General features: G+C 77.4%; 19 protein-coding genes. 13 read left to right on the top strand and 6 right to left on the bottom strand.

The window, feature by feature from the left end:
• Positions 1–114 precede the first annotated feature (114 nt).
• On the top strand, positions 115–1536 hold the full coding sequence (locus KPF22_RS19715) for a hypothetical protein (protein ID WP_224402985.1): 1422 nt from the start codon (positions 115–117) through the stop codon (positions 1534–1536).
• A gap of 36 nt (positions 1537–1572) precedes the next feature.
• On the opposite strand, the gene KPF22_RS19710 is transcribed toward KPF22_RS19715, so the two are convergent.
• Entirely contained in the window at positions 1573–2055 is a 483-nt protein-coding gene (locus tag KPF22_RS19710; protein ID WP_224402916.1) for a DinB family protein, read from the bottom strand.
• An 87-nt stretch (positions 2056–2142) separates the two neighbouring features.
• On the opposite strand from KPF22_RS19710, the gene KPF22_RS19705 reads away from it, so the two are divergent.
• The 3 genes from KPF22_RS19705 to KPF22_RS19695 are packed head-to-tail and all read left to right on the top strand — an operon-like array spanning position 2143 to position 5533.
• A complete protein-coding gene (locus KPF22_RS19705) occupies positions 2143–3555 on the top strand; it encodes a heparan-alpha-glucosaminide N-acetyltransferase domain-containing protein (RefSeq protein WP_224402915.1) in 1413 nt (470 codons plus the stop codon).
• On the top strand, positions 3552–4859 hold the full coding sequence (locus KPF22_RS19700) for a sensor histidine kinase (protein WP_208824500.1): 1308 nt from the start codon (positions 3552–3554) through the stop codon (positions 4857–4859). Before KPF22_RS19705 ends, KPF22_RS19700 begins: the two co-directional genes overlap by 4 nt.
• A complete protein-coding gene (locus KPF22_RS19695; RefSeq protein ID WP_224402914.1) occupies positions 4856–5533 on the top strand; it encodes a response regulator transcription factor in 678 nt (225 codons plus the stop codon). The genes KPF22_RS19700 and KPF22_RS19695 overlap by 4 nt, the downstream gene beginning before the upstream one ends.
• Here KPF22_RS19695 and KPF22_RS19690 read toward each other — a convergent pair.
• Complete coding sequence (locus KPF22_RS19690) at positions 5526–6026, bottom strand: cupin domain-containing protein (protein WP_208824502.1); 501 nt, start codon at positions 6024–6026, stop codon at positions 5526–5528. The genes KPF22_RS19695 and KPF22_RS19690 overlap by 8 nt on opposite strands.
• A gap of 152 nt (positions 6027–6178) precedes the next feature.
• Here KPF22_RS19690 and KPF22_RS19685 point away from each other — a divergent pair, with 152 nt between their 5' ends.
• The 3 genes from KPF22_RS19685 to KPF22_RS19675 all read left to right on the top strand — a co-directional run bounded on the left by KPF22_RS19685 (position 6179) and on the right by KPF22_RS19675 (position 7888).
• Positions 6179–6517: a hypothetical protein gene (locus KPF22_RS19685; RefSeq protein WP_224402913.1), complete on the top strand. Its 339-nt coding sequence runs from the start codon at positions 6179–6181 to the stop codon at positions 6515–6517.
• Between the two features lie 82 nt (positions 6518–6599).
• Positions 6600–7247: a thioredoxin domain-containing protein gene (locus KPF22_RS19680; RefSeq protein ID WP_208824505.1), complete on the top strand. Its 648-nt coding sequence runs from the start codon at positions 6600–6602 to the stop codon at positions 7245–7247.
• On the top strand, positions 7244–7888 hold the full coding sequence (locus KPF22_RS19675) for a vitamin K epoxide reductase family protein (RefSeq protein WP_374107504.1): 645 nt from the start codon (positions 7244–7246) through the stop codon (positions 7886–7888). Before KPF22_RS19680 ends, KPF22_RS19675 begins: the two co-directional genes overlap by 4 nt.
• 45 nt (positions 7889–7933) lie before the next feature.
• Here KPF22_RS19675 and tatA read toward each other — a convergent pair whose 3' ends face one another.
• Positions 7934–8182 (bottom strand): twin-arginine translocase TatA/TatE family subunit, encoded by a 249-nt coding sequence (gene tatA / locus KPF22_RS32740; RefSeq protein ID WP_208824506.1) that lies wholly within the window; start codon positions 8180–8182, stop codon positions 7934–7936.
• Positions 8179–10914: a magnesium-translocating P-type ATPase gene (gene mgtA / locus KPF22_RS19665; protein ID WP_224402912.1), complete on the bottom strand. Its 2736-nt coding sequence runs from the start codon at positions 10912–10914 to the stop codon at positions 8179–8181. Before mgtA ends, tatA begins: the two co-directional genes overlap by 4 nt.
• Positions 10915–11000: 86 nt before the next feature.
• Here mgtA and KPF22_RS19660 point away from each other — a divergent pair, with 86 nt between their 5' ends.
• The 4 genes from KPF22_RS19660 (at position 11001) to KPF22_RS19645 (ending at position 14655) form a co-directional block, all read left to right on the top strand.
• The gene (locus KPF22_RS19660; RefSeq protein WP_224402911.1) at positions 11001–11351 is read left to right on the top strand and encodes a helix-turn-helix transcriptional regulator; all 351 of its coding nucleotides are present in this window, start codon (positions 11001–11003) and stop codon (positions 11349–11351) included.
• A 320-nt stretch (positions 11352–11671) separates the two neighbouring features.
• Positions 11672–12910 (top strand): LCP family protein, encoded by a 1239-nt coding sequence (locus tag KPF22_RS19655; RefSeq protein WP_224402910.1) that lies wholly within the window; start codon positions 11672–11674, stop codon positions 12908–12910.
• A gap of 78 nt (positions 12911–12988) precedes the next feature.
• Positions 12989–13609, top strand: a complete 621-nt coding sequence (locus KPF22_RS19650) for a DedA family protein (protein WP_224402909.1) — start codon at positions 12989–12991, stop codon at positions 13607–13609.
• A gap of 47 nt (positions 13610–13656) precedes the next feature.
• Positions 13657–14655, top strand: a complete 999-nt coding sequence (locus tag KPF22_RS19645) for an NADPH:quinone reductase (protein WP_224402983.1) — start codon at positions 13657–13659, stop codon at positions 14653–14655.
• Between the two features lie 39 nt (positions 14656–14694).
• On the opposite strand, the gene KPF22_RS19640 is transcribed toward KPF22_RS19645, so the two are convergent.
• Entirely contained in the window at positions 14695–15375 is a 681-nt protein-coding gene (locus KPF22_RS19640; RefSeq protein ID WP_208824510.1) for a DUF3153 domain-containing protein, read from the bottom strand.
• A 37-nt stretch (positions 15376–15412) separates the two neighbouring features.
• Entirely contained in the window at positions 15413–16024 is a 612-nt protein-coding gene (locus KPF22_RS19635) for a GNAT family N-acetyltransferase (protein ID WP_062404536.1), read from the bottom strand.
• Positions 16025–16350: 326 nt separating this feature from the next.
• Here KPF22_RS19635 and KPF22_RS19630 point away from each other — a divergent pair, with 326 nt between their 5' ends.
• Entirely contained in the window at positions 16351–16671 is a 321-nt protein-coding gene (locus KPF22_RS19630; protein WP_051050348.1) for a hypothetical protein, read from the top strand.
• A 42-nt stretch (positions 16672–16713) separates the two neighbouring features.
• Positions 16714–17586: an SAV_6107 family HEPN domain-containing protein gene (locus KPF22_RS32735; RefSeq protein WP_305080341.1), complete on the top strand. Its 873-nt coding sequence runs from the start codon at positions 16714–16716 to the stop codon at positions 17584–17586.
• Positions 17587–17649: the final 63 nt, after the last annotated feature.

Genomic DNA, 17649 nt, shown 5'->3' with positions numbered 1-17649 from the left:
CCGCTGCGGCCGACCTCGCCGTTCCTGGGGGTGGCCCCACCCGTCGCGCCGCGCGCGGACGAGCCCGGTTCCCCGGGCATCGAGGACTTAGGGGCGGGAGGGACGCGCCGGCCGGTGCCCGGTGCCCCGGTGCCCGGCGACGCGGCACCTGCCGAACCGGTGTCCACGGCTCCGGCAGGACCGGCCCCGGAACGTCCGGCCACCGGGCCACCGGAGTCCACCGCGCCGGACGCCGTGGCGCCGGACGCCGCCGCTTCGGACGCCGCCGCTTGGGACGCCGCCGCTTGGGACACCGCCGCGTCGGACGCCGCCGCGTCGGACGCCGTCGTGCCGGACGCCGCCGACCCGGTGACCGCGCGTCCGGTGTCCGCCGACCCGGCCCCGGCTCACCCGGCTGCCGTGCCGGAGCCCGCCGACCCGGACCAGCGGGCGGCGGAGCCGGACGCGGTGCACCCGGGTGCTCCGCGATCCGGGGCCGTCGTGCCGGACGGCGTGCTCCCGGGCGTCCCGACGCCGGAGCACCCGGTGCCGGCCGGCGGTCCCACCACACCGGACAGCGGGCGGACCGCGCCGGACGGCGGCGCCCCGGGGTCGGAGGACGGGTCCGCCCGGCCGCCCACGACCGGCCCCGACCCGACCCTGCACGGTGTCCCCGCGGTCACGCCGCGCCCGATCCCACGGCTCACCGCCGTGGTGCTGGCCGGATCGCTGCTGGCGGCCGCCGGTGCGGCAGCGGGCGCCGTCGCGCTGGTCTCGCAGCAGAGCGACGGCGCGGGCTGGCCCGGCGCGACCGACCCGACGGCGGTGACCCGCCCGGACGGGGTGACCGCCGGCCTCCCGGGGGGCGCAGCGCCCCTCGCCCCGGTCTCCGAGGACTCCTCCGGAGCGGGGGAGCGCGACGGTGCCGTCGCGCCGGAGCGGTACCGGTCCGGCCCGGACACCGGCCGCGGGTCCCGCCCGGACCCGACCACGGGCCCGGGAGAGCGGCGGGCCGATCCCGCGGGCACGCGCCCGGCCCCGGGTAGCGGCAGCGCCCCGACGGCCTCCGGCGCTCCGCCGGCCCCGGGTGCACCGGCACCGGGCGGCCCGGCGGCACCCGGCGGCCCGGCCGCTCCCGCGGCCGGTGGTTCCGGGACGGTCCCGGCAGCGCCCGGCGCCCCGGCCGGGGGTACTACCCCGGGGAGGCCCGGCACCCCGCCGGGTGGAACGGGCCCGGCCGGGCCCGGCACCCCCGGCGCAGGCACCACACCGGACCCCGGCGACGGGTCCGGCACGGGACAGCCCTCCGACGGCGGCGCCGGGACCGGCGGTGCGCCGGAGCCCGGGCCCACGGCGGGGGCCGGGTCCACGCCCGGCACCGCACCGGGGTCGGGGACGGGATCCGGCCCGGACACCGGCAACGGCGTCCCGGATTCGACCGGCCCCGGACCGGACGGCGGCGCGGGTGCCGACGGGCCGTCGACCGGCGCCCCGCAGGCGGGCAGCACCGGCGGCGACGGCACCGGCACCGCGAGCCCGTCCGGGCCCGGGTCCTGACCCGCGGAGGACCGCCGGAGGGCGGCGGCGAGCGGCTCAGCCCGCCGCCAGCACCTGCTCCCGCAGGATGTCGGCGTGTCCGCAGTGGTGCGCCAGCTCCCGCAGGACCTGCAGGAGGAGCCAGCGCACCGTGATCGGGTACCCGCGGCCGGACACGGTGTCGTCCAGCCCGAGCCCGGCGACGGCGGCCCGGGATCGTTCGCACACCTGCAGGTAGTGCCGGCGGACCGAGTCGACGGTCTCGTCGGCGCCGGGGAGGAAGGACTCCTCGACGGTGTCGGGGATCCCCAGCTCCGCCCGCGACCTGCCGGACACGGCCATCCCGAACCAGACGGTCTCCACGAACGCGGCGTGCCTCACCAGCCCGATCAGGGTCGTCGCCGACGGGACCAGCCGCCGTCGCGCCTGCTCCTCGGTCAGACCGTCGAGGAGGCCGGCGACCAGCGTCCGGTACTCCTCGACGAACGCGGTCAGCTGGGTGCGCTCGTCGTCCACCTGCACGGAGAAGGGGTCGCCCACGACGGCGACCCTACGACCGTGGTCGGACGGCGCAGATCGGCCCTCGCTCCGACGCGCCCGGGCCGCCCCGGACCGCACCGTTGCCGCATGACCACGACAGACCGGGCCCCCGCCCCACCGTCGACGCCACCCGCCGGACCGGACAGCGGCCGGCACCGTCCCGGCCGGCACCGTCCCGGGCGCGCCCGGGTGGCCGGTGTCGACGCCGCCCGCGGCCTCGCCGTGCTCGGCATGATCGTCGCGCACGTCGCCGTCGCCGCGGGGTCGTCCTGGCTGGTCCAGGCGGTGAACGGGCGCGCGGCGGTGCTGTTCGCGGTGCTCGGCGGGGTGTCGCTGGCCCTGATGGCCGCGCCCGTCCTCGCCGCGCCGTCCGCGCGGAACCGGGTGTGGCTGCGTCGCCGGATCGCGGTCCGCGGACTGCTCCTGGTGGTCCTCGGGCTGCTCCTGGCCGAGATCAGCAGCGGGCCGATGGTCATCCTCGTCGTCTACGGGGTGCTGTTCTGGCTGCTCCTGCCGGTGCTGTTCGCGCCGGCCCGGGCGCTCGCGGTCGCCGCCGCGGTCTGGGCCGTCGCCGGGCCGCTGCTGTCCTGGGTGCTGCGTGCCCGGTTCGGGTCCACCCCCGACGCCGACGGCCGGACGGTGCTCGGCGCGACCGTGCAGCTGTCCGACCTCACCTCGCCCGCCGGGCTCGTGCACGCGCTCGACACGGTGCTGCTCAGCGGTGCCTACCCGGTCCTGACCTGGATGCCGTTCCTGCTGCTCGGGATGGCGGTCGGCCGGCTCGACCTGCGTACGGCGGGTACCCGGCTGGTCGCCGGCGGGGCCGCCGGTGCGGTGCTCGGCTACTGCGGGTCCTGGCTGGCGCTGGACGTCCTGGGCGGCCGCGACGCGCTGCTCGCGTCGGTCGCGCCCGTCGCCGACCGGCTCGGTGTCCCTGCCGAGCTCGCGCTGCAGCTGCTCGGCGGCAGCGCCCTGGGCACGGTCGCCACCACCACGCCCGCCTGGCTGCTCGCCGCGACCCCGCACAGCGGCAGCCCGTTCGACGTCGTCGGGGCGGCCGGGGTCGCCGTCGCGGTGCTCGGCCTGTGCCTGCTCGCCGCGCGGTACGGGGGACGGCTGCTCGACCCGCTCACCGCGACCGGCGCGCTCGCGCTGACCCTGTACGCCGGGCACATCGCGCTGCTCGCCGCACTCGGCGGGTGGCCGCAGACCGCGCCGTGGGCGGCGACGGCGCTGGTCGCGGTCCTGGCCGTGGCCTCCGCGTGGGCCTGGCGCGGGCTCGTCGGGCGCGGTCCGCTGGAGGCACTGGTGCACGGCGTCCCGCTCCGCGTGGCCGGGTCTCCGCCCACGGTCGGAGACCCGGGATCGGACCGCGCTCCGATGCCCCGCCGGGCGGCCCCGGGCGAGGCTGGGGACATGGAAGGCACGACGGCGGGCCGGGCGGCCGACACGATCGGGTACCGGGAATCATCGGAGCCGCACACGGGGGAGGCACGATGAGCATCGCGACACGGATGCGGGACTCCCTGCGCCGGCTGCCCGCACTCCGGTCGAGCCCGTCGGAGGCGCCCACGCTCGTCGAACGGGCCGTCGCCCTCGGGCGGCGCAACCCCGTCGTCGTCGACGCGGTGCTGGCCGCCCTGCTCATCTGGGTCGCGGTCAGCTGGACCCTCGAGGGCAAGGGCGTCCGCTCCGACATGCGGATCGAGGCGCTCGTCGTCTCGGTGCTCGCGGCGCTGCCCGTGCCCCTGCGCCGGGTCCACCCGATGCCCGCCGCGATCGCGACCGCGGTCGTCGCGCTGGTCTGTTCCTTCGCGCTGCCCGGCACGATGGCCGCGTTCCTCCTGCCGTCGCTGGTCATGGGGTACTCGGCCGTGGCCTACGGGCCCCGCTGGGCCGGCTGGCTGGCGCTGGTCGTGCTCACCGTCGGGGTGTTCGGACCGTTCGTGGCACGTGGTCCCGCGGCGCTGTTCGCCTCCCCGGACATGACTCCGCTGGTGGCGCTGGCCCTGCTCGGCGCGATGGCGACGGTCCCGCTGCTGGTGTGGCTGCTCGGGTCGCTGCGCCGCGCCGCGCACCGCCGCACCCTGGACCTGCGCGAACGCAACCGGCTGCTGGAGGAGAGCCGCCGCCAGGAGGTCCGTCTCGAGCTGCTGGCCGAGCGGTCGCGGATCTCCCGCGAGGTGCACGACGTCGTCGCCCACTCGTTGTCCGGGATCATCGCCCAGGCCGACGGCGGCCAGTTCGCCGCGCAGCGCGACCCGGCGAAGGCCGTCGAGGTGCTCTCCGGCATCGCGTCGACGGGCCGGTCCGCGCTGTCCGACGTCCGCGGCTTGCTGTCGATGCTGCGCGACACCGGCCCGGACGACGACTCCGACACCGACCCGGCGCGTCCGCAGCCCGGCGTCGGCGACGTCCCCGCACTCGTCGAGCAGGTCCGCACCGGCGGGCTGCCGGTGGACCTGCGGACCGTCGGTACCCCGCGGGAGCTGCCGACCGGGCCCGGCCTGACCGTCTACCGGATCGTGCAGGAGTCGCTGACCAACGTCATCAAGCACGCGGGGACCGGCGTGCCCACCCACGTCGAGCTGCGGTGGACCACCGACGAGCTGACCGTGCGCGTCCACGACGAGGGCGCCCGCGGCCCCGTCCCCACCCCGCCGCGCGGCGGGCACGGCCTGACCGGCATGCGGGAGCGCGCCGCCCTGCACGGCGGCTCGGTCGAGGCCGGACCGCGCGCCGACGGCGGCTGGACGGTCCGGCTGCGCCTGCCCCTCACACCCCCGGCCCGAGGAGAACGGTGAACCCCGTACGACTGATGCTCGTCGACGACCAGGAGCTGGTCCGCACCGGCTTCGCGATGGTGCTCGACTCGTGCGACGACCTCGCCGTCGTCGCCCAGGCCGGCGACGGCGAGGCCGCACTCGCCGAGCTGGGCCGCACCGAGGTCGACGTCGTGCTGATGGACGTGCGGATGCCCCGCCTCGACGGCATCGCCGCCACCCGCCGGGTCGTCGCCGAGCACCCCGGGGTGCGGGTCCTGGTGCTCACCACCTTCGACCTCGACGAGTCCGTCACCGAGGCCATCGCCGCCGGTGCCAGCGGCTTCCTGCTCAAGGACGTGTCCCCGCAGGACCTCATCGAGGCCGTCCGCACCGTGCACCGCGGCGACTCGGTCGTCGACCCCGTCTCCACCCGGCGGCTGCTGCGCGCCACCCGGCCGCTGCTCACCGCGCCCGAGCCGGCCGCCGCGGAGCCGTCGGTGGACGCCGTCGCCGCGCTCGCCGACCTGACCCCGCGGGAGCGGGAGGTGCTCGTCCTCGTCGGCAACGGCCGGTCCAACGCCGAGATCCGGGCCGACCTCGTCGTCTCCGAGGCGACGGTGAAGACCCACATCGGACACCTGCTCGCCAAGACGCAGTCGCGTGACCGGGTACAGCTCGTCGCGCTGGCGTTCCGGGCGGGTCTGGTCAGCTGAACGGCGTGGTGAAGCCGGGGTGGTCGCGCAGGTTGACCTGGTCGCAGGTCAGCGCGAACGCGTCGACCTCCTCCGCCGACGGCGGCGTCGCCCGCGCCGCGAACTCCGCCAGCCCCCGGAAGTAGCGCTCCCGCGGTGCGCCGGGCACGAACAGGATGAGGAACCGCGCGTCGCTGTCCGGGCCGGTGCGGAACGCGTGCACCCCCCGGTGCGGGACGTGCACCAGGTCGCCCGGCCCGGCCTCGGTCCAGATGTCGCCGGTCATGACCCGCAGTGCGCCGTCGAGGACGTAGAAGCTCTCGGTGAACCCGGTGTGCAGGTGCGGCAGCGCGCCCGGGGAGTCCGCCGGGATCCACGACTCGAACAGCCCGAACCCGCCACCGACCTCCGCGCCGGGTGCGGCGAACCGGGTCCACGAGCCGGTCGGTGAGGTCACGGCGCGTTCGGTGGTCGCGGCGGGGCGCCACACCGCGCCGGGCTCGGGGAAGCTCACGCACCGACCGTAGCGGCCCGACCGGGCGTCCCGGCGCGGCGGCCGGTCGCCACCCACGCGGGCCGTGGGGGAGCACCGGGGCGGCGCGGGCCCCTCGGTATCGTCGTGGGCGCTGCCGGAGGCGTCCGGCCGTGGTCGGAGCGGAGAGTGGGGTGAGGCACGTGCGCGTCCTCGCCCCGATGGCGTTGCTGGTCCTGGCCCTGGTGCTGTGCGCGGGCCCCGCCGTCGCGACCGCCCCGGGCGCCCACGGCACCACCCCGGCGGTCGTCGTCGGCTCGGACTGCTCGCAGCACCCGCTCACGCTGATGCACGCGGGGGACTGCGAGCAGGCCCCCCGCCGCGACGACGACGTGCCCGTCCCGTCGCTGCTGCCGGTCGCCGTGGTCGCCGTCCTGGCGGCCGGGCACACCGGCACCGCGCCGCCCGCCGCACCGGAACGGACGCTGTGCGCGCCGTCGCCGGTGAAGCACCTCTGCGTGGACCGCAACTGAGGCGTGCGGTCACCCCGCCACCGCGTCCCCGCACCCGTTCCGACCCGGCCACCGCGCCGGGCCCCGTGGAGGAAGACTCCCGATGACCCGCAACGTCAAGATCTCCCTGGCCGTCGTCGGCGCGTTCGCGCTGATCGTCGCCGCGCTGCTGTTCGCGACGCGGCCCGGCACCCCGGAGACCGGCGCCGCCGCCGGTGCGCCCGACACCCTCGTCACCGCCGACGCCGCCCGCCTCAACGACGCCCCGAACGCCTCGGCCACCCTGGTCGAGTTCGCCGACTTCCAGTGCCCCGCCTGCGGCCAGGTCCAGCCGATCATGGACCAGCTGGTGCAGCAGTACGGCGACCGCGTGCAGTTCGTGTTCCGCAACTTCCCGCTGCCGATGCACCAGAACGCCGAGGCCGCCGCGCTCGCCGGTGAGGCGGCCCGCGCCCAGGGCGCGTTCCACCCGATGTACGAGCGCCTGTTCCAGACCCAGCGCGACTGGTCCGAGTCCCCGGACGCGGCGACGGTGTTCCGCGGCTACGCCCAGGACCTCGGCCTCGACCTGAACGCCTACGACGCCGCCGTCGCCGACCCGGCGACCGCCGCGAAGATCCAGGCCGACAAGGACGCCGGGCTCGCCGCCGGCGTCGAGGGCACCCCGACGATCTTCGTCAACGGTGAGAAGGTGCAGCTCCGCTCGGTGCAGGACATCACCGACGCCCTCGACGCCGCGGTGAACCGGTGAGCGTCCCCGCCGCGGCGCGGACCGAGGAGTTCTCCCGCGTCACCACCGGCGCCCCGGCCGTGCCGGGGCCGGTGCCGCGGTTCCTGCCGTGGCTGCTCGTCGTCGGCGGCGCGCTGGGGCTGATCTCGGCGTTCACGCTGACCGTCGAGCGCATCGAGCTGCTGATCGACCCGGCCTACACGCCGTCGTGCAGCATCAACCCGGTGCTGTCCTGCGGGTCGGTCATGACGACCCCGCAGGCGGCGTTCTTCGGGTTCCCGAACCCGCTGCTCGGGATCGGGGCGTTCGCGGTCGTGGTGACGACGGGTGCGGCCCTGCTGGCCGGGGCCCGCTTCCCGCGCTGGTGGTGGGTGGGGCTGACGGCCGGGTCCGCGCTCGGCGTCGTCTTCGTGCACTACCTGATCGTCCAGAGCCTGTACCGGATCGGCGCGCTCTGCCCGTACTGCATGGTCGTGTGGGCCGTGACGATCCCGATCTTCTGGTACTCGCTGCTCGCGACCCTGGACGCCCTCGGCGGCGGCGCGCGTGCGCTGCACGCCCGGATCACCGGCTACCACGCGGTGCCGGTGGTGCTGTGGTTCCTGGTGGTCGTCGGGCTGATCCTGCAGCGCTTCTGGACCTACTGGTCCTCGCTGCTCTGAACCGGCCCGCGGGGCCGGGGACGTGCGTCCCCGGCCCCGCGACGGTCAGCGCTCGCCGGTGGTCCGTTCCTCCGCGACCCGCTCCCGGGCCGCCGGCTCCCCGGCGGGCCGCTCCTCGAGGGCCCGGTCCTCGGAGCGCGCCGCGCCGTCCTCGCGGGTCTCGCTCAGCTCGGACCTCAGGATGCGGGTGGACCGGCCCACCGAGCGGGCCAGGTCGGGCAGCTTCTTCGCGCCGAACAGCAGCACGACGACCAGCAGGACGACGAGCAGCTGGGTCGGTCCGGGTGGGGTCATCGGATCCTCTCCTTCTCCTGCCGGGCGTCCGCGGCGCGGATCCCCAGCACGTGACGCAGGTACAGCGGCCGCGTCGCGGCCACACACGACAGGAACGGCAGCACGACGGCCGCCAGCAGCGGCCACACCGCGGGCGGTGGCGCCGCCATCCCGAACAGGGGGGCGAGCGGGGTGAACGGCACCGCCAGCCCGGCCAGGACCACGGCCGTCACCGTCGCCACCACCGGCCGCGCGGCGCGCCCGGCCCGGGTCCGCAGCAGGAGCAGCACCAGTACCTGGGACAGCACCCCCTCCATGAACCAGACGGCCTGGAACACCGCCTGCTCCTGCGGGGTGTCCAGGCCCAGGAAGCGCCACACCGCCCAGAACGTGACCAGGTCGAACGCCGAGGCCAGCGGCCCGAGGACCGCCATGAACCACAGCATCCCGCGGGTGTCCCAGCGCCGGGGCCGCGCCGTCCAGCCCGGCTCGACCCGGTCGAACGACAGCGACAGCGCGGCCACCCCGAACAGCACGCCCTGCAGCAGCAGCTGCGCGGGCAGCAGCGGCAGGAACGGCAGCACCGCCGAGGCGACCAGCACCGACAGGGCGTTGCCGACGTTCAGCGCCGCGGTCACGGTCAGGTAGCGGGTGGCGCGGCCCAGGGTCCGCCTGCCCTCCTCGACCGCGGAGACGACGACGTCGGGGCTGCGGTCGGCCAGCACGATGTCCGCGGCCGCCCGGGCGGCGGGCACCGCTCCGTCGACGCCGATCCCGACGTCGGCGATCCGCAGCGCGCCGACGTCGTTGAGGCCGTCGCCGAGGAACCCGACGGTGTGCCCGCGGGCCTGCAGCGCGGCGACGACCCGCTCCTTGTGCAACGGCCCGAGCCGGGTGAACAGGGTGGTGCGTGCCACCGCGCGGGTCAGCGCGACGTCGTTGAGTGCATCGAGCCCGGCGCCGTCGAGCACCCCGGTGACCGCGATCCCGGCCCGCGCGCACACCTGCTCGGCGACGGCGGTGTCGTCGCCGGTCAGGACCTTCACCGCGACGCCCTGCTCGGCGAAGCGCTCCACCGCGCGGGCCGCGGACTCCCGCACCGGGTCGACCATCCCGACGAAGCCCAGCAGCAACAGGTCGCGCTCGGGGTCGTCGTCGTCACCGGCGCCGAGCGGACGCAGCAGCGGTGTCCGGCGGGTGGCGACGGCGACGACCCGCAGCCCGGTCGCGCGGTGCCCGGCCGCGGCGTCGGCGGCCGCGGCCCGCAGCGACGCGGTCAGCTCCACGGCCCCGCCGTCGCGGGCGATCCGGGTGCAGCGGGGGAGCACGGTGTCCGGGTCGCCCCGCACGATCACCAGCTCGCCGGGGTCGTGCGCGTCGCGCAGCACCATCGCCGAGCGCCGCCGGGAGTGGTCGAAGGGCAGCTCCTCGACCCGGGTGAGCAGGCCGTGGGCCAGCAGCGCCGACCCGTCCCGGTCGGCGGCGGACACGGCGTCGTCGAGGCCGTCGCGCGGGGTGGTCTGGAAGCGCACCGCGACCGCGGCCGCGTCGGCCGGGGCGGGGTCGGGGCGGCCGTCGACGTCGACGGAGTGGGTGAACACCACCCGGTCCTCGGTGAGCGTGCCGGTCTTGTCCAGGCAGGCGACGTCGATCGAGCCGAGGTCGTGGATGGCCTCCGGGCGGGTCACCAGCACCCCGGACTCGCGCAGCCGGGACGCGCCGCGCAACAGCGTGGTCCCGACGATCAGCGGCAGCAGCTCCGGGGCCAGGCCGACCGTCACGACGACGGCGAACAGCAGCGCCTGCCGCACGTCACCGGACACCTCGACGTTCACCAGCAGCACCAGCGGCGCCGCGAGCAGCATGCAGCGCACCAGCGCCCGGCGCACCGACCGCAGACCCCGGTCCACCTCGGACTCCGGACGGGGACGGCGGCCGCGCCCGGCCAGCTCCTCGGTGTGGGTGTGCGCCCCGGTGGCCAGCACGACCGCCGTCGCGGTGCCGCGGACCACGGTGCTCCCGGCGAACAGCAGCGCCGGGTGCGCGGTGACCGGGCCGTCGTCGGTCCCCGCCCGCGACGGCCGTCGCCGCGGCGCCGGACGCGGCTCCCGCGACGACGGCGGTGCCTTCGCCACCGGCAGCAGCTCCCCGGACAGCGACGACTGGTCGACCAGCAGGTCCCGGGCGTGCAGCAGCCGCGCGTCGGCCGGCACGGGGTCGCCCGCGCCGAGCAGCACGACGTCGCCGGGCACCAGGTCCTCAGGCGGCACCTCGCTGTCCCGCGGTGCGGTCCCGGGGGCCGGGCGGCGGCGGACCGTCACGGTGGTCGCGGCGTGCGCGCGCAGCTCCCGCGACAGCCGGTCGCTGCGGGCGGCGTGCCACAGGCGCAGCCCGACGCCGAGCGCGGCGACGACGAGCACCAGCGTCGCGCTGCCGGGGCTGCCCGCGACGGCGAGCAGCACCCCGAGCACGGTCATCAGGCCGGAGAACGGGCCGGCGAGCGCGCGGCGGGCCCACACGGCCGCGCCCGGGCGCCGGACGGCATCGGTGGCGTTGTCGCCGTGGGCGTGCAGGCGTAGTGCGGCGGTGTCCTCGCACAGTCCGCGGCGCGAGGACTCCAGGCCCCGGAGCAGCGCGAACGCGTCGGCGCCCGCCCAGTGCCGCAGCGCGGGCCCGCCGGGCGTGACGGGCGGACCGGCCGACGGGGGCGGTGGCCGCGCCGCGGCACCGTCGCGCCCGATCGTCCGGTCCAACGGTGCCCCTCCGGTCCCCGGCACCGCGTCCGGCGCCGCCCGGTACGGTAACAGTTGCGTAAGTGACGCAACTGTCTGGAGGCCCGGTGGAGACCGCCCCCGAGGACCCGCAGCCCCTCGACGCCGAGCTGCTGGCCGACGCGGCCGCGGCGTTCGGGATGCTCGCCGCGACCTCGCGGCTGCAGATCGTCTGGCTGCTCGCCGACGGCCCGCGCGACGTCGGCACCCTCGCGACGATCCTCGGCCAGCCGGTGGCGGCGGTGAGCCAGCACCTGGCGAAGCTCAAGCTCGCCGGGCTGGTCCGCGCCCGCCGTGAGGGCCGCCACCAGATCTACGTCGTCGCCGACGCCGGCATGGTCGAGGTGGTCCGGACCGTGGTGGCCGCGCAGGACCGCAGGCGTGAGCCGGACGCCGTGCGCGGGCGGGGGATCGGGTGACGCCGCCGCCGGGTCCGGTGCCCCCGGACCGTCCGCGTCCGGACCGGGCCGGCGCACCCCGTGTCCCCGGCGTCCCGCCGGCTCCGGGCGCGCCGCGGACCGGGACCCGGCGTGCGGCGCCGCGTGACACCCGGTCGCCGGGCGCGTGGCCCCGTTCCGGCGGCCCGCCGGCGGCGCGCCCCGGCGCCCCGGCCGGTCCCCGTCCGTCGCGCGCGGTCCCCGGTGCTCCGTCGGGCGGCCCGGCGCGCCCCGGCGATCGGCCCGCGTCGGCCGGCCCGCGGGCCCGGCCCGCCGACCCCGGTGCCCGCCCCACCACCCCGATGCGCCCGGTCGCCCCCTGGCCGCGCGCCGAGCAGGGCGCCCCCGCCCCGCGGCGGCACCGCGTCCGCGGTCTCGTCGCGGCACTGTCGGTCGCGGTCTTCCTCGCCACCGGCGCCGGCTGGGCCATGGTCGGCGGCACCAGCGGTCTGACCACCGCGGACGTGACCGGACCGCACGTGGCAGACGGCGCGACCGACATCCTGCTGGTCGGCAGCGACTCCCGGGTCGACGCCCGCGGCAACCCGCTGCCCCGCGAGGTCCTCGACGCCCTGGACGCGGGCGACGCCGACGGCCAGGACAACACCGACACCCTGATGCTGGTCCGCATCCCGGACGACCCCGACCTCGGCGCCTCCGCGGTGTCGATCCCGCGCGACTCCTGGGTCGACGTCCCCGGCCTCGGCAAACACAAGATCAACTCTGCGCTGGCGCGCGGGGCGGCGATCGCCCGGCCGGACCTGATCCGGCGGGGGCTGAGCGGGCCGGACCTGGAGCGGGAGGCCAACGCCGCGGGCAGCAGGCTGCTCGTGCGCACCGTCGAGGAGCTCACCGGCGTCTCGATCGACCACTACGCCCAGGTCAACCTGGCCGGGTTCGCCGAGATCACCCGTGCGCTCGGCGGCGTCCCGGTGTGCCTCAGGGCCCCGGTGCGCGACAGCTACTCCGGCGCGGACTTCGCCGCGGGCCCGCAGACCGTGCAGGGCGCCCGGGCCCTGCAGTTCGTCCGGCAGCGGCACGGCCTGCCCGAGGGGGACCTCGACCGGGTCCGTCGCCAGCAGGCGTTCCTCGCGGGGCTGACCCACCGGCTCCTGTCGGCGGGCACCCTCACCGACCCGACGGCCGTCGCCGACCTGATGCAGGCGGTCAACGGTGCCGTCGTGCTCGACCAGGGCTGGGACCTCACCTCGATGCTCGCCCACGCCGCGCAGCTGCGCGGTGACCGGGTCACCTTCCGCACCGTCCCCACCGGCCGGGCCGACTACCGGACCGGCGGCGAGGGCGTCGCGGTGGAGGTCGACCCGGGGGAGGTCACGGCGTTCTTCGCCGGGCTGACCGCGCCCGGGGCACCGGCCGAGCCCGGGGACGGCGACGACGCGGACTCCGCCGCGCCGGCGACACCGGCCCCGGCCACGACAGAGAGCGGGGCGGGACGGGCCGCGGCGCCCCGGGGTGACCCGACCCCGGCCGCCGACACCCAGCCCGAGCTGACCGCCGACGGGGTGCCCTGCGTCGACTGACGCGGCCCCGTCACCCCGGCCGAGGAGCCTCCCATCACCGAGATCATCGACTTCCTGACCTCCGTCCCGTTGTGGGTGGTGGTGCTCGTCGCGGGGCTGGTCACCCTCGGCGAGACCACGATCGGCGTCGGGCTGGTCCTGCCCGGCGAGACCGTGCTCATCGCCGCCGCGATGGCCGTCCCGGACGTCCCGGCCGCGGTGCTGGTCACCGGCGTGGTCGCGGTCGCCGCCGCCTGCGGCGACGCGATCGGCTACGCGATCGGCCGCCGTTTCGGCCCGCGGCTGCGCGAGTCGCGGATCATCGGCCGGATGGGCCGCGACGCCTGGGACGACGCCGCCCGCACCCTGCGCCGCTGGGGCCCGTGGGCGGTACTCGGCGCCCGGTTCCTGCCGGTGGTGCGCACGATGACCCCGGCCGCGGCGGGGGCGTCCGGGCTGCCGCTGCGGCGGTTCCTGCCCGCCGTCGTCGTCGGGGCGACGGTCTGGTCGGCCGTGCACGTGACCGCCGGGTTCCTGCTGCGCGAGGCCGCCGAGCAGTTCGAGAAGGCCTTCGGGATCGCCGGCTGGGTGGTCCTGGCGGTCGTGGTCGTCGCCGGCGTCGTCGGGTGGCGGGTGCGGCGTCGTCGCGCCGAGGCCCGCCGGGCCGCCGCCCGCGAGACCGTCGCCGCCCTGGCCGAGGAGCGCCGCGACGCCGCCTGATGCCGGTCGTGCTGCACCGGGTGCGGGCTCGGACCGGCGACGGCAGGATGGCCGGGGTGAAGGCAGCCGGCTACTCCCGTGAAGGCACCGCCCGCGACGTCCTGACCGTCGGTGAGATCGACACCCCGGAGCCCGGCCCGGGCCAGGTCCGGGTCCGTGTCCGCATCTCGGCGGTCAACCCGACCGACACCAAGACCCGCGACGGCACCACGTCACGGCCCTTCGACGGGGTCCGCGTCCCGCACCAGGACGGCGTGGGCGAGATCGACGCCGTGGGGGAGGGGGTCGACCCGTCCCGGGTCGGGCAGCGGGTCTGGACCTGGCTCGCGTCGCCGGGCGGCGCCGGCGGCGCCGCGCTCGCCGAGTGGGGCACCTGCGCGCAGTACACGGTGCTGCCGGCCGAGCAGGCCACCGTGCTGCCCGACGGCGCGCCGGACGACCTCGGCGCCTGCCTGGGCGTCCCGGCGATGACCGCCTACCACTGCCTGTTCGCCGACGGCCCGGTCGCCGGACGGACGGTGCTGGTCACCGGCGGTGCGGGCGCGGTCGGGCACTACGGCATCCAGCTCGCCCGCTGGGCCGGGGCGACCGTGGTGACCACCGTGTCCGGTCCGGAGAAGGCCGAGCTGGCCCGGGCCGCCGGCGCGCACCACGTCGTCAACTACCGCGACGGCGACCCCGGCGCCGCGATCCTCGACGCCGCCGGACCGGTCGACCGGATCGTCGAGGTCTCGCTCGCCCAGAATCTGGCGCAGGACCTCGCGGTGCTGCGCAACGGGGGCGCTGTCGTCTCCTACGCCGCCACCCCGCAGGACCCGTCGATCCCGGTCCGCGCGCTGATGGGGGCGAACGCGGTGCTGCGGTTCGCGCTGCTCTACACCGTGCCCCGCCCGGTGCTGGCCGACGCGGCCCACGGGCTGGGCGTCGCGGCCGCGCACGGAGCGCTGACCCCGCTGCCGGTCACCCGGTTCGGGATCGACGACGTCGTCGCCGCGCACGAGGCCGTCGAGGCGGGGACGACGGGCAAGGTCGTGGTCGACCTCTGACCGGTTCCGGTCGGCCACCCCCGCCGGTCCGGCGCGCCCTCAGCGCCGGATCGGCGGGTTCCGGTCGCGCCGGGCCAGCAGCACGGCGGCCCCCGCCGCGACGACGACGAGCCCGGCCAGCAGCAGCGACCAGCCCAGGATCGACGGCGCGTTCGGATCGGTCGAGATCACCGAGGCGTTGATCTGCGAGACCTCACCGGGGACGAACTCCCAGGTGACGGTGCCGCCGTCGGTCTCGCCGTCGGACTCGACGACCTCGCCGGGAAAGCTCATCGCGAGCCGCACGTCGGCCCGGTCCACCGGCATCGTGGTCAGGTCGGCGCGTCCCTGCACGGCGATCCGCTCCCCGACCCGGCGCAGCTCCAGGTTCGCCCGTCCCGACGCGTTCCCGCCGAGCAGGTTCAGCTGCGAGACCTGGGCGAAGGTCAGGTTCTCGAAGGCCGCACGGGTGCCGACGAAGCCGTCCTGGTCGTACGGCGACAGCTCGACCTCGCCCGCGAGGTCGGCCGGGACCTCCATCTGCGGGCCGCGGCCGTCCGGCGCGCCCTCGGGCGTCGCGACGACGATCGTGCCGTCGACGGTGTCGTCCGGCTGCACGGCGAGGGCCACCTGGACCCGGGTGCAGCCGGTCAGCGCGAGGAGGGCCAGCACCGCGAGCAGCACGAGCGCACGCGTCCGGGATCGACGGCGTGCGGGTGGCGCGGTGCGGTGCGGCGGCATGGCGTCATCGTGCCACCCGGGTACGACGGTCCCGGCGTCACTCGGGGGCGTGTGTCGGGTGATCCGTGGGAAGCAGCGGCAGCTCGCGCCCGAGCACGGCGAACGGGCGCGGGTCCCCGGTGAACAGGTGCTCGCGCAGCACGTCGACGAACCCGGCACGACGGTAGAGCCGCCACGCCCGGCCGGGCGTGGCGCGGCCGTACTCGGGGGTGGACAGCAGCATCCGGGCCCGGGCGGCGTCGCGGGCCAGCGCCCGCAGCAGCGACTCGCCGATGCCCGAGCCCTGTGCCTGCGGGTGGACGTGCAGCTCGGTCAGCTCGAAGTAGTCGGTCAGCCAGTCGGCGCTCACGGCCCCGGGCTCCCCGCGACGGGCGCGCAGCCCGCGGCGGACCTCCTCGAACCACCACTGCCCGGGGCCGCCCCAGTAGCCGTAGCCGATGCCGGTGAGCCGGTCCTGCGCGTCGAGCCAGCCGACCGAGCGCCAGCCCGGCCGGTAGGAGTGCTCGAGCCACAGCGAGCGGCGCTGGCGTGCGGTCGACCGCGGGTAGCCCATCGCGGTGACGTAGACGTCGATCGCCTCGCCCAGCCGGTCGGCGAAGTCGCTGCGGCCGAGGCCGACCAGGCGCGCACGCGACGGTGCGGCGGTCACCGCGAGCACCGGCCCCGGTGGGGACCGCACGCCCGCGCCGGGGCGGGGTCGGTGTCCGGGTACATGCCCCCATCACACCACGTCCGGCCGGTCCCGGCGGGTCCGGACCGGGCACCCCGCCGCGGTGCCGGTGGGTGAGTGGCGCCACCCGGTCGCCCGACTTGACGCGACGATCGAACACGCGTTCTACTGACGTACGTCGAACGCGCGTTCGACACCGGGGCGTCCGGTGGGCGGAGTGGGGGAAGCACCCCGTCGCCGGGCGTCCCGGAGACCGATTCCGGTGGTGGGAACCGAGGCCCGGCCACCGGGTGGAGGGCGTGGTGATGCCAGTGGGCGGCTTCTCGCGTTTGTTCCGGTCCCGCCAGCCGGCGGCGATCGACGTGCGCTGGCAGAACGGTGAGCCGGTCGAGTTCTCGCGGCGTCCGTCGCGCCGCGGGGAACATTTCCTGGTCACCGGGGTTCGAGACCAGTGGATCGAGGAGTCCCCGTGGCCGTTCCCGTCGCCGATGCCGGTGGGCGGGGACCGGCTGAGCTGTTGGCGGGTGCTCGCCCGGTCGGTGCAGGACCCGCAGGAGCCGCCGCGCGAGGTGGTGCTGCGGATGCGGTCCGGTCCGGGCGTGTGGGACCTGGTGAAGGTCGACTGAGAGGTGCGGGAGATGCGGGAGGTGCGCGTGCGGAGCAGGACGATGGAACTGGACCTGGCGCTGCCGTCGCCGCGGTCCGCCGGGGCGCGACGGCCGGGCGACGCCCCGGCGGGCGCCGCGCGGCCGGAGCGGCGGTCCGGCCGGGTGCGGCCGGTCGCCGACGGGTTGTGGCCGCTGGACTGCGGCGCGGCCCGGGGCGCGGGACGGGCCGCCGACCGTACGGGGGCCGCCGCCGGGGCGGCGCCGTCCCGGCGGGGGAGCGGCCGGACCGGTGCGGACCCGGCCGGGACCGGGTGCACCGGCCGGCCGGGCCGGGCCGGGGAGACCGGCGCCGCCGGCCGGTCCGGGCAGGTGATCCCCCTGCCGGGCGCGCCCGTGCCGTCGGACGGGGGCGCCCCGCAGCGGACCGGGAGCACCGCACGGTCGGCCGGGGGCACGGCCCGTCCGGCCGGGAGCGCTGCCGGGGCGGACAGGAGCGCTGCCGGGTCGGACGGGGGCGCGGCCCGTCCGGCCGGGCCGGCGCCCCTCCGGTCGCCTGCGCCCGCCCCGCCGTCGCGGGACGCGCTCGGGCTGCTGCGCCAGGCCGCCGAGCAGCTCGCCGAGGCGCACCGGGAGACCGAGCCGCTGCGCCGCTACCCGGCCGCCTACCTCGCCGCGCTGCGTGCCGGGGCGGCGGTGCTGGCGATGCGGGCCCGGCCCCGGACCCGCCGGGGCGCCCCGCGCGACGTCTGGCGGCTCCTCGCCGAGGTCGCTCCGGAGCTGGAGGAGTGGGCGGCGTTCTTCGCCGGGTGCTCGCGGCTGCGGATCGAGGCCGAGGCGGGGATCGGGCGGCACGTCGACCGGCGCGCCGCCGACGACCTGCTGCGCCAGGCCGAGCAGTTCGTGACCCGGGTGCAGCTGCTGCTGCCCCGGTGAGGTCCGTCCGCCGGGACGGCGGGCCGCACGGGGGAGCGGATCGGCGGACGGAGGAGAACGGGA

The sequence above is a fragment of the Pseudonocardia sp. ICBG1034 genome (assembly GCF_020131375.1).
Classification (GTDB): domain Bacteria; phylum Actinomycetota; class Actinomycetes; order Mycobacteriales; family Pseudonocardiaceae; genus Pseudonocardia; species Pseudonocardia alni.
The sequence above is the reverse complement of the archived record's forward strand: the minus strand, read 5'-3'. Positions and strand labels throughout refer to the sequence as shown.

What these genes read in the sequence shown, in the direction of transcription:
- KPF22_RS19705 (WP_224402915.1), top strand. Translation starts at nt 2,143, where the DNA reads ATGACCACGACAGACCGGGCCCCCGCCCCACCGTCGACGCCACCCGCC.
- KPF22_RS19700 (WP_208824500.1), top strand. Translation starts at nt 3,552, where the DNA reads ATGAGCATCGCGACACGGATGCGGGACTCCCTGCGCCGGCTGCCCGCA.
- KPF22_RS19680 (WP_208824505.1), top strand. Translation starts at nt 6,600, where the DNA reads ATGACCCGCAACGTCAAGATCTCCCTGGCCGTCGTCGGCGCGTTCGCG.
- tatA (WP_208824506.1), bottom strand. Translation starts at nt 8,182, where the DNA reads ATGACCCCACCCGGACCGACCCAGCTGCTCGTCGTCCTGCTGGTCGTC.
- KPF22_RS19655 (WP_224402910.1), top strand. Translation starts at nt 11,672, where the DNA reads ATGCGCCCGGTCGCCCCCTGGCCGCGCGCCGAGCAGGGCGCCCCCGCC.
- KPF22_RS19645 (WP_224402983.1), top strand. Translation starts at nt 13,657, where the DNA reads ATGGCCGGGGTGAAGGCAGCCGGCTACTCCCGTGAAGGCACCGCCCGC.
- KPF22_RS19640 (WP_208824510.1), bottom strand. Translation starts at nt 15,375, where the DNA reads ATGCCGCCGCACCGCACCGCGCCACCCGCACGCCGTCGATCCCGGACG.
- KPF22_RS19630 (WP_051050348.1), top strand. Translation starts at nt 16,351, where the DNA reads ATGCCAGTGGGCGGCTTCTCGCGTTTGTTCCGGTCCCGCCAGCCGGCG.
- KPF22_RS32735 (WP_305080341.1), top strand. Translation starts at nt 16,714, where the DNA reads ATGGAACTGGACCTGGCGCTGCCGTCGCCGCGGTCCGCCGGGGCGCGA.